The 13,386-nt window shown below is 71.7% G+C and carries 12 protein-coding genes; 5 read left to right on the forward strand and 7 right to left on the reverse strand.

Annotated features, from left to right (window positions below; all coding sequences use genetic code 11):
- Positions 1-89: 89 nt before the first annotated feature.
- From mnhG to ACFYQ6_RS15110, 6 genes are read right to left on the reverse strand one after another with little or no spacing between them, the layout of a single operon-like run.
- Entirely contained in the window at positions 90-503 is a 414-nt protein-coding gene (gene mnhG / locus ACFYQ6_RS15085) for a monovalent cation/H(+) antiporter subunit G (protein ID WP_361576163.1), read from the reverse strand.
- The gene (locus tag ACFYQ6_RS15090; RefSeq protein WP_361576160.1) at positions 500-823 is read right to left on the reverse strand and encodes a monovalent cation/H+ antiporter complex subunit F; all 324 of its coding nucleotides are present in this window, start codon (positions 821-823) and stop codon (positions 500-502) included. Before ACFYQ6_RS15090 ends, mnhG begins: the two co-directional genes overlap by 4 nt.
- Positions 820-1,452, reverse strand: a complete 633-nt coding sequence (locus ACFYQ6_RS15095; protein WP_361576157.1) for a Na+/H+ antiporter subunit E — start codon at positions 1,450-1,452, stop codon at positions 820-822. Before ACFYQ6_RS15095 ends, ACFYQ6_RS15090 begins: the two co-directional genes overlap by 4 nt.
- The gene (locus ACFYQ6_RS15100; RefSeq protein WP_361576154.1) at positions 1,449-3,098 is read right to left on the reverse strand and encodes a Na+/H+ antiporter subunit D; all 1,650 of its coding nucleotides are present in this window, start codon (positions 3,096-3,098) and stop codon (positions 1,449-1,451) included. Before ACFYQ6_RS15100 ends, ACFYQ6_RS15095 begins: the two co-directional genes overlap by 4 nt.
- Entirely contained in the window at positions 3,095-3,688 is a 594-nt protein-coding gene (locus ACFYQ6_RS15105) for a Na(+)/H(+) antiporter subunit C (protein WP_361576151.1), read from the reverse strand. The genes ACFYQ6_RS15100 and ACFYQ6_RS15105 overlap by 4 nt, the downstream gene beginning before the upstream one ends.
- The gene (locus ACFYQ6_RS15110; RefSeq protein ID WP_388763226.1) at positions 3,685-6,597 is read right to left on the reverse strand and encodes a Na+/H+ antiporter subunit A; all 2,913 of its coding nucleotides are present in this window, start codon (positions 6,595-6,597) and stop codon (positions 3,685-3,687) included. The genes ACFYQ6_RS15105 and ACFYQ6_RS15110 overlap by 4 nt, the downstream gene beginning before the upstream one ends.
- Before the next feature lie 844 nt (positions 6,598-7,441).
- Between ACFYQ6_RS15110 and ACFYQ6_RS15115 the strand changes: the two genes are divergently transcribed.
- From ACFYQ6_RS15115 to ACFYQ6_RS15135, 5 genes are read left to right on the forward strand one after another with little or no spacing between them, the layout of a single operon-like run.
- Positions 7,442-10,312 carry a nitrate- and nitrite sensing domain-containing protein gene (locus ACFYQ6_RS15115; RefSeq protein WP_388763228.1) on the forward strand — a complete coding sequence of 957 codons (2,871 nt, stop codon included), beginning with the start codon at positions 7,442-7,444 and terminating at the stop codon, positions 10,310-10,312.
- A complete protein-coding gene (locus ACFYQ6_RS15120) occupies positions 10,309-10,746 on the forward strand; it encodes a roadblock/LC7 domain-containing protein (RefSeq protein ID WP_145808438.1) in 438 nt (145 codons plus the stop codon). Before ACFYQ6_RS15115 ends, ACFYQ6_RS15120 begins: the two co-directional genes overlap by 4 nt.
- A 47-nt stretch (positions 10,747-10,793) precedes the next feature.
- Positions 10,794-11,150 carry a DUF742 domain-containing protein gene (locus ACFYQ6_RS15125; protein WP_361576475.1) on the forward strand — a complete coding sequence of 119 codons (357 nt, stop codon included), beginning with the start codon at positions 10,794-10,796 and terminating at the stop codon, positions 11,148-11,150.
- A 6-nt stretch (positions 11,151-11,156) separates the two neighbouring features.
- Positions 11,157-11,726, forward strand: coding sequence for an ATP/GTP-binding protein (locus ACFYQ6_RS15130; RefSeq protein WP_361576141.1), 570 nt, complete (start codon positions 11,157-11,159; stop codon positions 11,724-11,726).
- 39 nt (positions 11,727-11,765) lie between these two features.
- Positions 11,766-12,899, forward strand: a complete 1,134-nt coding sequence (locus ACFYQ6_RS15135) for an FAD-dependent monooxygenase (protein WP_361576138.1) — start codon at positions 11,766-11,768, stop codon at positions 12,897-12,899.
- A gap of 58 nt (positions 12,900-12,957) precedes the next feature.
- Here the strand turns inward: ACFYQ6_RS15135 and ACFYQ6_RS15140 are convergent, their stop codons facing one another.
- Positions 12,958-13,359: a RidA family protein gene (locus tag ACFYQ6_RS15140; RefSeq protein WP_388763230.1), complete on the reverse strand. Its 402-nt coding sequence runs from the start codon at positions 13,357-13,359 to the stop codon at positions 12,958-12,960.
- Positions 13,360-13,386: the final 27 nt, after the last annotated feature.

A 13,386-nucleotide genomic window follows, 5' to 3' on the forward strand; every position in this document is an offset into this window, starting at 1 on the left:
TCATCGCAGAAACGATGTGACGTGCGGGGGGATACGCGAACGCGGGCGCCCGTGACACCCCCGGCACCCCCGCCCCTGCCCTCGCTCCCTCAGCTCCGCCCGTCCTCCGTGTCCGTATCCCCGTCCCGTTCCCGTTCCCGTTCCCGTTCCGCGTCGGGCCGGGTGAGCTGTGCGTCCAGGTCGTCGAAGAGCAGCTCGCCCCGCTCGATCTGGCCCGTCCGGTACGCCGACCTCGCCACCAGGTGTGCGGCGACCGGGCTCGTCATCAGCTGGAAGAATCCGATGAGTGCCAGCGTCGCCAGGTCCATGCCGCTGCGCAGCCGCAGCGCGACCCCGGCCAGCACGAGCAGCAGCCCGAGGGTCTGCGGCTTGGTCGCCGCGTGGCTGCGCGAGAGGACGTCCGGCAGCTTCAGCATGCCGACCGCCCCGAGCAGGCAGATCGCCGCGCCGAAGAACACGAGAACCGCCCCTGCCGTGTCCGTGACCTGCACCCAGACGCTCACTTCTTCCCCTCCCTGTCCGCGGGCCTGCGGTGCGACAGCGGTTTGTCCCGTACGGCGATGAAGCGGGCGATGCCCACCGACCCGGTGAACCCCAGGAAGGCGAGCACCAGCATGATCGGGAAGTAGAACGAGTCCCGGGCGAAGGCGGACTTGGCGCCCAGGCCCGCGATGATCACGGCGGCGAAGACGTCGAGGCCGATGGCCCGGTCGAGCATCGAGGGGCCGCGGCTGATCCGGACGAAGAGCAGTGCGCCCGCCACGACGACGAAGACGACGGCGGCGGTGATCAGCACCCGGTCGACGGTCTCGGGGCCGCTCATGCGTCCTCCCCCGCGTGGTCGGAGCCGGGGACCGGCGGCGGCGGCTCGCCCACCCGCGCGATCTCGTCCGGCGTGCCGAACGCCCGCACGGTCAGCTCCTCCAGCTTCCAGACCGATTGCCGGGCCTCCTCCAGCTCCGCCGGCTCGTCCGCGTCCAGGACGTGCAGGAAGAGCGTGGCCGTGGCTCTGCGGACCTCGACCACGGAGCCGCCGGGCACGTTGGACACGGTGACGGCGGTGGCGGCGAGCATCAGGTCGCTCCGGCAGCGCAGCGGTACACCTATGACGGCGGGCCGGTGCGGCCGGTCGGCGAAGATCTGCCGGGTGACCTTCACCCCCGAGGTGTACATGTCGTAGAGCAGATAGCCGGCGAGCCGGAGGATGCCCCAGGGGTGCAGCCGCAGCCCCAGATCCACCTGCGGCAGCGGGAAGGCGAGGCAGACGGAGATCGCGACGACCACGCCTGTGACGACGTTGGCCCAGGTCAGGGTGGACCACAGCAGGACCCAGATCAGGGTGAGCCAGGCGATCAGCGGAAGGTCGAGCACGCGTCGCCTGCGGCCGGCGAACTCGACGCTGTACGGGGGCAGATCGGGATTGCGGTACGACAGGGTGATCAGGCGCTTCACGGGCCGAGCACCTCCTCCACATAGGGGCGGCGCGCGATGAGCTCGGCTGCCGAACGGTCGGTGAAGGCGGTCAGCGGACCGGCCAGCACGGTGAAGGCGAGGCCGAGCAGGACCGCGCCCGCGGTGGCGCCGGTCATGGCCCGCGGCGGATGGATGGTGGTGGTGACGGCCCGCCCCTGAAGGGTGGCGGCGACGGGCTGCCCGGCCGGGGGCGGCCCCACTCCTTCGTCGCCGGTGCCGGGGATGCGGTCGGGTCCGGTGTCGGCGTCCTCGTCGTCGCTGTCGTCGGAGGTCTCGAGGACGGTGCCGTAGGCGGCCTGTCCGGGCGGCTCGGTGCGCCAGAAGGCGAGGTTCCAGATCTTGGCCATCACGTACAGCGTGAGCAGGCTCGTCACCGTCGCTCCCGTGACGAGGATCCAGGCCCACACGCTGCCGTCGGCGACGCCGGCCCGCATGAGCCCGAGCTTCCCGATGAAGCCGGAGAGCGGGGGGATGCCCGCGAAGTTCATCGCGGGGAGGAAGAAGAGGACGGCGAGAAGCGGGGCGGCCCTGGCGAGTCCGCCCAGCCGGGTGAGCTCGTTGGTGCCGCCCCGGCGTTCGATCAGCCCGGCGACGAGGAAGAGGGTGGTCTGGACGGTGATGTGGTGGGCCACGTAGAAGATGGCGCCGCCGTACGCCTCCCGGGTGGCGAGCCCGATCCCGAAGACCATGTAGCCGATGTGGCTGATGAGCGTGAAGGAGAACAGCCGCTTCAGGTCGGTCTGGGCGACCGCCCCGAGGATGCCCACGATCATCGAGGCGAGGGCGACGGCCATCAGCAGATCACCCAGCCGGTTGCCGGGGAAGAGCAGGGTCTCGGTGCGCAGCATGCAGTAGATGCCGACCTTCGTCAGCAGACCCGCGAAGACGGCGGTGACGGGCGCGGGAGCGGTCGGGTAGGAGTCGGGGAGCCAGGCGGCGACGGGGAAGACGGCGGCCTTGATGGCGAAGACGGTGAGCAGCATGGCCTGCACCAGGGTCTGCACGCCCAGAGGCAGATCGGGCAGCCGGAGCGCCAGCTCGGCGAAGTTGGCCGTGCCGGTGGCCGCGTACGTCATGGCGATCGCCGTCAGGAACAGCATCGAGGAGAACAGCGAGATGATCACGTACGTGGAGCCGGCCCGGATGCGCGGCCCGGTCCCGCCGAGCGTGAGCAGGACGAAGCTGGCGACGAGCATGATCTCGAAGCCCACGTAGAGGTTGACCAGGTCGCCGGCGATGAAGGTGAGGGAGACCCCGGCGACCAGGATGAGGTAGGCGGGGTGGAAGACGGCGACCGGCGTCTCCTTGTCCCGGTCCGCCATGCCCTGGCCGAGCGAGTAGACGAGGACGGACAGGGTGACCGCCGACGAGACGGTCAGCATCAGCCCCGACAGCCGGTCGGCGACCAGCGTGATGCCGAGCGGAGGGGCGAAGTCACCGAGGTGGACGGAGAGGGGCCCCTGCCGGTCGGCGGCGATCATCAGGGTCACCGAGAGGGCGAGTACGGCGGTGAGGACCGCGACGCTGATGAAGCGCTGGAAGCGCGCGAGGCGGGTCCCGAAGGCGAGGCTCAGCCCGGTGGCGCAGAGCGGCAGCAGGACCGGCAGGGGAACGAGCGCGTTCATCCGGCGGCTCCTCGGTCGTGGTCCTGGTCGTTCACGTAGTCCTCCGGGTCGGCTCCGAGCACGTCGTGCCACAGGTCGCCACTGGCGTCCCGGCCCCGGGCCTGCAGGGCGCGGTCGGCGCGCAGCCGGGCGACCAGCCGGCGGTGCTCCTGGCGGTAGCGGGCCCGGTCCGAACGCGTACGGCCGGACCCCGCCCGGTACTCCTCCCGGAGTTCGGCCCGCTCCCCGAGCACCTCGGCGCGCAGGTAGATGCGCCGGTCCTCCAGGTCGTCGTGGACCTCGTCCGTGCCGGTCAGCTGGTAGCTGCGGTAGGCCATGGCGAGCAGGAAGGCGGTGGTGGCCAGGGTGATGACGATGGCGGTGAGGGCGATGGCCTGGGGCAGCGGGTCGGTGACGCGGCGCAGCGGCACTCCGTAGAGCAGGGGCGCCGCTCCCGCCGAACCGGTCGCCGAGAGGACCAGCAGGTTGATGCCGTTGCCCGCGATGACGGCGCCGAGCAGGATGCGGGTGAGCGGCCGGGTGAGCATGAGGATGCCGCCGACGGCGCAGAGGACGACGGCGGTGGCGAGGAGCGAGGCGCTCATGGTCATCGGTTCGGCTCCCCCGTCCCGGTGCCGGGTCCTGTGTCCGTGGCGGGGACCAGTGCGCCGGCCGCCCGTTCGATCTGCCGGTCGATCTTGGCGCCCAGCGCCCGCACGATGTCCAGGACCACGCCGAGGACCAGCAGGTAGACGCCGAAGTCGAAGAGGACCGAGGTGCTCAGGTGGTAGTCGCCGAAGACGGGCAGGTGCCCGTGGTAGGTCCAGGCGTGCAGCACCGTGCCCTCGGCGAGGCCGCCCAGGGCGACCCCGGTGGACACGAACAGGCCGAGTCCGGTGAAGAGTCCGGGTTGCAGCGGCGCGGCCTCCGCGAGCTCGAACCTGCCGCCCGCCAGATAGCGGGTGATGAGACCGAGCCCCGCCACGAGTCCGGCGACGAAGCCGCCACCCGGCATGTTCTCCGCGCAGAACAGCAGATAGAGCGAGAGCACCAGGATGGGGTGGAAGAGCAGTCGGCCCACCACCTCGAAGACGACGGAGCGGTGTTCGGGCGCGAGGGTGGACCCGGCGGCCAGCCAGTCGCGTTCGGGCGCGGTGTCGTCGCCCTGCGGCAGACCGGACAGCTTCGACGCCGACAGCGCCCAGGCGGTCTCGCCGCGCAGTTCCTCCCTCCTGGAGGAGTTCTCGCTGCGGCGGTGCAGATAGATGAGGCTGGTCACCCCGATCGCCGCCGCCGCGAGTACGGCTGACTCCCCCATGGTGTCCCAGGCCCGCAGATCGACCAGGATGGTGGCCACCACGTCCTTCAGCCCGTGGTGGGCGACCTCCTCGACCATCGCCGCGCCGGCGGGTTCGGCGATGCGCGCGGCTCCGCTCACCCAGACGGCCACACCGATCGTCGCCGCGGCGCCCAGGGCCACCGGGATGCGCAGGGCCCGCCGCCAGGTACCGATCGACTCCTCGAAGCGGACCGGCATCCGGCGCAGGACCAGCACGAACACGATCATCGACACGGTCTCGACGCAGAACTGGGTGAGCGCCAGGTCGGGCGCGCCCTGCACGACGAAGAGCAGCGCCGCTCCGTAGCCCGTCAGTCCGGCCAGGACGACGGCCTTCATCCGGCGGCTGACGGTCAGACAGGAGAGCGCGGCGGCGCAGGTCAGCACCGCCACCGCGCCCTGGAGCGGGACGTCCCACAGCCGGGGGGCGACCGCCCCTTCCCAGGGCCGGTCCGTGACCATGACCGCCAGCTGGCCCACCAGCATCACGAGCAGGGTGATGGCGAGGTAGCCGGAGAGGGAACCTCGCTGGACGAAGCCGGTGACCTGGAGGGCGAGGCGTTCCAGGCCGAGCAGGAGGTGCCCGAAGACGCTGTCCGCGGTCGGCCAGGCGACGCGGCGGGAGAAGCGGGTGACCTGCGAGCGTCCGGCGAAGAGCACGGCGCCGCCGGCCCAGGTCACGGCGGACAGCAGCAGGGCCGTCCCGAATCCGTGCCAGAGCGCGAGGTGGTAGGGGTGGTCCGGGGCGGGGAAGGCGTCGGCGTACGCGGCGAACAGGGGGTCCGTCCATCCGACGCCGGGGCCGAGCACCAGCCCGGCGACGGCGAGTACGGCGGGCGCCGCGAGGAGCGCGCCGACGCGGTGGACGGGGGTGTCGGCGACACCGGGCTTGCGGGCGAAGGCCCCCCACACGAAGCGGAGGGTGTAGGCGACGGTCAGCACCGAGCCGGCGACGACGACCGCGAGGGTCCAGCGATCGGCGGTGTCACCGTGCAGCAGGGCGTCGAGGGCGGCCTCCTTGGCGGCGAACCCGAGGAGTGGCGGCAGGGCGGCCATCGAGGCGCCCGCGAGCACGGCGACCGCGCAGGTCCAGGGCATGGTGCGGCCGAGGCCGGAGAGCACGCGCAGGTCCCGGGTTCCGGCCGCGTGGTCCACGATGCCGGTGACCAGGAAGAGAGCTGCCTTGAACAGGGCGTGCGCCAGGATCATCGCCACGGCGGCGAGGGCCGCGTTCCGGTTCCCCGCGCCGGCGAGCACGGTGAGGAAGCCGAGCTGGCTGACGGTGCCGTAGGCGAGCACGAGCTTCAGGTCGTGCAGGCGCAGGGCCCGCCAGCCTCCGAGGAGCATGGTCGCACCGCCCAGCACCAGGACGACCGGCCGCCAGACGGGGACGTCGGCGAAGCCGGGCGCGAGCCGCGCGATCAGGTAGACCCCGGCCTTGACCATCGCCGCGGCGTGCAGATAGGCGCTGACGGGGGTGGGCGCGGCCATGGCGTTCGGCAGCCAGAGACTGAACGGCCAGATCGCCGACTTGGACAGGGCCCCGCACAGCACGAGGACGACCGCCACGGACACGGCGAGGGTGGCCTCGGGCGGGTGGGCGACGATCGCGGAGATCCGGTACGTGCCCGCGGCCTCGCCGAGGATCAGGAAGCCGATCAGCATCGCGAGGCCGCCCAGCGTGGTGACGGTGAGCGCCTGGAGGGCGGAGCGCCGGTTCTTCTTGCGTTCGCTGCTGTATCCGATGAGCAGGTAGGAGAAGACCGTGGTCAGTTCCCAGAACACGTAGAGGGAGATGAGGTCGTCGGCGAGCACGAGCGCGAGCATCGCGCCGGCGAAGGCCAGCAGGTTCCCTGCGAAGGAGGCGAGTTGGGGCGAGTCGTCACCGAAGTAGGAGACGCAGTACAGCAGGACGAGCATGCCCACCCCGGCGGCGAGCAGCACCATCAGCTCGGCGAGGGCGTCCAGACGCAGGGCGACCGCCACGTCGTACGTGCCGATCCACTCCCAGGACCAGGTGACGGCACGGCCGGACTCGGCCCGGGTCCACTCGGTGACCGCCCACACGGTGGTCGCAGCGGGGGGCAGTGCGAGCACGGCGAAGGCGTACCTGCCGAGGCGCCGCACCAGCGGTACCGCGCAGGCCGCCAGGGCGAAATGGCTGAGGATGAGTACGATCACGACGGGGGATCCGGAACAAAGAGCACCGAATACAGATATATCCCCCGGCGCGGTTCACCCGTCCGGCGCGCCGCGCGGCGCCCGCCCCGCTGGTTACGGTCCGCCTCGGTGAGGGTCCGCTCTCGTCCCGTCGTGGTCACAGAACGGCGTCTGCCCTGTTCGCCGATGACCACACGGCATGACGTGAGGCTCTTCCGGTACGACGCCCTCCCGGGGCCGGAACACCCGGTCGGCGTTCACGGAGAGGTGTGACGGTTCGTCGGGCACCTCGTCCGTCATTCCGCGGTTCCCTCGGGGGACGCGCAACCGGCAGTGCGCGCCGTCGCGAACGGTCACGCCGTCACCCTCGTGCGACCTGGCCGCGGCGCCCGGGGGGCCGGTGACGGCGTCCGGCCGGTGACCGTTCATCTCCGCCGCCTCCCGTCGTGCCCGTCGTGCCGCCTCCGCGGTACGGAAGCCGCCCCACCACTCGTTGCGGGAGCCACGCCCCCGCCTCGTCGCGGGGGTCGTGCCGCCTCCTCGTCGCGGGGGCCGTGCCGCCTCCGCAGGTGCGGAAGCTGCGCCTCCGTGGTGCGGAAGGTATACCCGCACCCTCAGCCTCACTCCGGAGCGTGCACACCGCTACCCGGGCATGACAGGCCTTCCCGACACTTCGGCAGGCATATGTATGCACCCTGTGTGCGCGCCGTGTTGCACATGTGAGGCCACTTCCTTTTCTTTTTTGCACTGTGACTAATATCAACGCGTCCAAGTTCTTAACGTATTTGACCAGTCACCGACTGGCATCATCGTCAAGGAGCCTCCCCTGCGCACGCGCGCGTCACGGCGGACCGACTCGGCACCCATGTCGTTGCGGACAGCCCTTCTCGTACTGGCCGTCGTCCCCGGAGTTGCACTGGCCGCCCTGTGGGCCGTCACCAGTGGCCAGACACTCCTGGACTTCCAACGCCAGGCAGCCCAGGGACTCTTGGCCGAACAAGCGGGCCAACCGTCCAACATCGTGTACTACAACCTGCAGGAGGAGCGCCGGCTCAGCGCGCAGGCGCTGGCCCGGCCCGGTGACTCCACCACGGCGCTGAAGCAGCAGCGCACGCTCACCGACGAGGCGATCAAGACCTTCCAGTCCCTCTCGGACGTGACCGCGGACGACGCGCCCCAGGAGGTGCGGGACGCGGTCGGCAAGGCGCGGGAGGCCATCAACCAGCTGCCGGCCCAGCGCAGCCTGGTCGACGAGGGCGACAAGGACCAGCAGGCCGTGGTCTACGGCTACTACACCGACCTGATCGCCGTGGACCTCAAGCTGTTCTCGGCGCTGAGCCACGTGGACAACGGCGAGGTGACCACGCTGGGTCAGCCCCTCGTGGACCTGTTCTGGGCCAAGGAGATGATCTCCCGCTCGGACGCGATCCTGGCGCGCGGCTGGCCCACGGGCAAGCTGAGCACCGAGGACCTGCGGGAGGTGCGGAACGCGGTCTCGGGTCAGGCCTTCCAGGCCGGGACCAAGGTCGTTCCCTACCTCCCCGCGGAGGAGCGGGAGCAATGGCAGAAGCTGACCGAGAGCTCCGCCTGGGCCGCCAAGACCGAGGTCGAGGAGCAGGTCCTGCGCCCGGCGAAGGCCGACAGGTCCGGCTTCGTCACGCTGGAGGCCGACGAGGAGACCTGGCGCACGGCCATGGACGGGGTCACCCCGCAACTGGTCGACCTGCTGGAGAAGCGCACCGAAGCGGTCATGGTCACCGGCAAGGACACCGTCATGTCCCTGCTCGTCAAGATGATCGTCACCTCGGTGATCGGTCTCCTCGCCGTCGTCGCGGTAGTCTGGACCACCTGGCGTCTCACCCGTAACCTGCGCCGGCGCATCTCCGGACTCCAGGAGCGGGCCGAGGAGCTGGAGAAGGCGCTGCCGGACGTCGTCGAGCGGCTGGCCCAGGGCGAGAAGATCGACGTCGAGGCCGAGGCCCGCGCGATCGACACCCCGGGCGAGGGCGGGGACGAACTCACCCGGCTCGGCGGCGCGCTCAACCAGGCCCGCACCAGCGCCCTCCAGGCCGCCGTCAAACAGGCCGACCAGCACCGCGGGTTCGAACGGCTGCTCCAGCGCATCGCGCGCCGTACCCAGCAGCTGATCGGCCAGCAGCTCAAGAAGCTGGACGAGCTGGAGCGCAAGCACGAGGACCCCGAGGTGCTCGACGGGCTCTTCGACCTGGACCACCTCACGGCGCGCCTGCGCCGGTACGAGGAGAACCTGGTGATCCTCGCCGGGGGCACACCGCACCGGCGCTGGCGCAAGCCCGTGCCGCTGCTGGACGTCATGCGGTCCGCGCAGGGCGAGGTGCAGGACTACCGCCGTGTCGTGCTGGACCTCGACGGCGCCCCGTGGCTCGCCGAGCGGGCCGTCGGCCCGGTCTCCCACGTGCTGGCCGAGCTGATCGAGAACGCGCTGACCTTCTCCCGTCCGCCGAGCCCGGTCGAGGTCCGGGCGGCGAAGGTGAGCCGCGGTCTGGCCATCGAGGTCGAGGACCGCGGCCTCGGCATGGACGAGGAACAGCTCGCCGAGGCCAACGAACTGATGAGCCGTCCGCCCCGCATGGACGTGCTGGCCCACTCCGAGGACATCCGGCTCGGCCTGTACGTCATCGCGCGCCTCGCCGACCAGTACGGTCTGCGGGTCGAGTTCCGTCCCTCCGCGTTCGGCGGGACCCGGGTGGTCGTCCTGGTCCCCGACTCCCTGACCGTGCCCGAGCCGGGAAGCCGCCCCACAGGCGTGCCGACGGCCGTGCCGGCACCCGCGGAACAGGCCCTCACGCCCCCTGCGGCCCCCGCCGCTCCGGGCGCGCTGCCGACCCGGGTGCAGGGAAGGGCGATGGCCGGGGTGACGGCCCTGTCCGACCACGCCGCGAGGACCCGGCCCGCGGAACAGGGGCAGCCGGCCGCCGAGCAGCCGTACGAGGGCGGTTCCGCCGACCCGTTCCCGGTGCCCGGCCGGCCTTTCCCCCCGGAGGCGGAGCAGCCCTACACACCGGGCGAGACCCCGTACACGGAGGTGGCGCAGCCCTACGCGGCGGACACCACCTACCCGGCGCTGGAGCAGCCCTACGCCGAAGCGGACCGGCCGTATCCCACGGCCGGTGCCGGACAGCCCTACCCCACGGACGGCTCCGCCTACCCGGCGCAGGAGCAGCCGTACGCCGAGGACCCTTACCCCGGGCCCCGGCAGCCGTACGCGGACGACACGTACACCGGCCGGGAGCAGCCGTACATGACGGCCGCGGGCCAGTACCCCGTACCGGGGCACGCGTACGCGGACGCCTCCGACGAGCCGTATCCGGTGCCCGAGCCGTCCTACCCGCAGCCCTACCCGGCCGCGACGGAACCCGCCGCGCACGCCTACGGCGGGACGGCCGCGACGGGGCCGGAGGCCGCGCCCGCGGTCCCGGGCCGGCAGCCGGACGCCCTTCCGGCGGGCGGGGAGCCACCGCTCCCCCGACGCGTACGCCAGGCCAGCCTGGTGGACGAGCTCCGGGTGGACCCAGCCTCCCGGACCGCTCCGCCCAAGCCCCCGAGCTGGGACGAGAACCCGCTGCTGCGCCCCGTCCCCCGGCGGGCCGGTGCGGCGATCGGGGCATTCCAGCGGCGCTCGCGCGCGGCACGTGCGGCACAGGAGCCGCCGGGCCCCGCCGCCGCACCCTCCCCTACGAGAGAAGAACGGTCATGACACGCACAACGGCCACCCTCCAGGATCTGGACTGGCTGCTCGACGGTCTCGTGGACTCGGTCGCCGAGACACTGAACGCCGTGCTCCTGTCCGACGACGGACTGGTGGTGAGCCATTCACGCACCATCGAACGCGCCGACGCCGAAAGGCTCGCCGCCATATGCACCGGCCAGCAGAGCCTCGCCCGTGGGGTCGGCCAGCTGTTCGACGGCGGTTCGGTGCACCAGGTGATCGTCGAACTGGCCGATCTGTGGCTCTTCATCATCGCGGCCGGCCAGGGCACCCACCTCGCCGTCGTCGCCTCGCAGGAGGTCGACGCCGAGGTGATGTCGCTGGCGATGCACAACCTCGTCCAGCAGGTCGGCCAGAAGCTCACCGCCCCGGCGCGCGGGGACTTCGACGCCTTCGGCACCGGGGACGGGCAGCGGGTGTGAGGCCCTACTGGGACGAGGAGGAGGCGGAGGAGGACGGTGCGGGCACGATGGTGCGCCCGTACACGATCACCCGTGGCCGGACCGCTCCCGAACGGGACGACTTCAGTCTCATCACCGTGCTCACCACCGCCGACGCAGCGGTGGACGAGCACGGTACGCCCCTGCGCGTGGGCCGGCTCCAGCCGGAGCACCGCATGATCCTGGACCGGTGCCGCAGGCCGGCCGCGGTCGCCGAGGTCGCCGCCGGCCTCGATCTGCCGGTCTCGGTGACCAAGATCCTGCTGGCCGACCTGGTCGGCCAGGGCCTGCTGCTGGCGCGGGCCCCCCTGACGGTGGCGCGGGCGTCCGGCGGGGCCGACATGGGACTGCTGGCCGCCGTACGTGACGGACTCCGGAGACTCTGAACCGAGATGACAAACAGTCAGACGGCGCCTTCCGCCGTAAAGATCCTCATAGCCGGTGGCTTCGGTGTCGGAAAGACCACGCTCGTGGGCGCCGTCAGCGAGGTCGCTCCCCTGCGCACCGAGGAGTACCTCACCCAGGCGAGCATCGGTGTCGACAGCCTCGCCGGGGTCGGTGAGAAGAACACCACCACGGTGGCGCTGGACTTCGGCCGGATCACGGTCAGTCCGGAGCTGGTGGTCTACCTCTTCGGCACACCCGGCCAGGAGCGTTTCTGGTTCATGTGGAACGACCTGGTCAACGGGGCGCTCGGCGGAGTCGTGATCGCCGACACCCGGCGTCTGGAGACGAGTTTCGCCTCCATCGACTTCTTCGAGAGCCGGGACATCCCCTTCGTGGTGGCGATCAACTGCTTCCACGGGCACAACACCCGTTCGACGGAAGAGATCCGGGCCGCCCTGGATCTGGATCCGCACGTGCCGCTGCTGATCGGTGACGTACGGCAGCGCCCCTTCGGCCGCGATGTGCTGCTCGCGCTCGTCGACCATCTGATGAGCCTGCCCGCGGCCGTCGGCTGACCGCACCCCCTTTCCTTCCTTCGCCTGGAGAGAACCGATATGGCAACACCCTTGCGTGTACTGGTACACGGCGGTGGCATCGGTGGGCTCACGCTCGCCGTCGCACTCGCCCGGAGCGGGCACACCGTCGAGGTCGTCGAGCTCCGTGACGAGCTGGACGCGCTCGGCGTCGGCATCATCCAGCCGTCCAACGCCCTGCACGTCATGGGCGAGATCGGTGTGCTCGACGCCTGCGTGGCGGCCGGCTTCGAGTGGGAGGTGCTGACCATCTGCGACCCGGCCGGCACCACGCTCGCCAAGATCCCGCAGCCCCGGATGGGCGACGCCCCCGCCTGCAACGGCATCCCGCGCCCGGAGCTGGCCAGGGTGCTGGGCGACGCGACCACGGCCGCCGGGGTCCCGATCCGCTTCGGTACGACGATCAGCGAGCTGACCGACGACGGCGCCGGGGTCGAGGCGACCCTGTCCGACGGCTCCCGTGCCCGCTGGGACCTGGTCGTCGGCTTCGACGGCATCGGCTCGCCCCTGCGGAACAGGCTCTACGGGGACCGCTACGCCCCGGAGTACACCGGCTTCGCCAACTGGCGGGTCACCGTGCCCCGTCTGCCCGAGGTCCAGGGTGTGGTGGTGAGCGCCGGCAGGACGTCCACCAAGGCGCTGCTCACGCCGATCACGGACGAGCTGATGTATCTGGCCGCGGTGACGGCCGAGGAGGCGGACTTCCGGCCGGATCCGGCGCGGGCGCACGAACAGCTGAGGGAGCGCCTCGCCGCGTTCGGCGGACCCGTCGCCGAGGCCCTGCGGGAGGTCACGTCGCCGGACGGGGTCGTGTACTCCCGCATCTCGCAGGTGACGGTGGAGGCGCCCTGGCACGTCGGCCGGGTGGTCATCGCCGGTGACGCCGCGCACGCGAGCACCCCCAACCTGGCGCAGGGCGCCGCGATGGCCGTGGAGGACGCGCTGGTCCTGGTCCGCTCGCTGGACGCGTCCGACGACGTGCCCTCGGCGCTGGCCGCCTGGGAGGAGCGCCGCCGTGCCCGCGCGATGTTCGTGCAGAACCTCTCGCGCGCCATCCTCAAGGAGGAGACGGGCAGCCCGACGACGCCCGAGGAGGACGAACTGCTGAAGGTCGGCATGCCCGGTGCCGCCCACGTGCTGGTCGAGCCGTACTGATCCGCGCGGCGGAGGGGGGCGGGGCGGCCGGGCCGTCCCGCCCCTCCCGCGTGCCGGCTCAGTCCAGGACGGCGATGCCGTCGATCTCGACCACGGCCTGCTCGTCCCAGAGCTCGGCCACCCCGATGACGGCCATGGCGGGATACTCACGCCCCGCCATCCGCCGCCATATCTCGGCCAGTTCGGTGGCGTGGGCGCGGTAGGCGGCGACATCGGTGGCGTACACGGTGACCCGGGCCAGCGCGGAGGGGGCGCCGCCGGCGGCGCGCAGGGCGGTGAACAGATTGGCCAGTGCCGCCTCGAACTGCTCGGGGAGCGTTCCTCCGACGACCTTCCCGTCGCCGTCCAGCGCGCTCTGTCCCGCCAGGAAGACCAGTCGCCCGCCGGTGGCCGTGACGGCGTGCGAGAAGCCGGTGGGCGGGGCCAGTTCGGCGGGGTTGATCCGGGTGAGGGGGTTCATGCGGGTATCTCCTGGGTCGCTACAGCT

The organism is Streptomyces sp. NPDC005494, from assembly GCF_042872025.1.
In the GTDB taxonomy this organism is placed as follows: Bacteria; Actinomycetota; Actinomycetes; order Streptomycetales; family Streptomycetaceae; genus Streptomyces.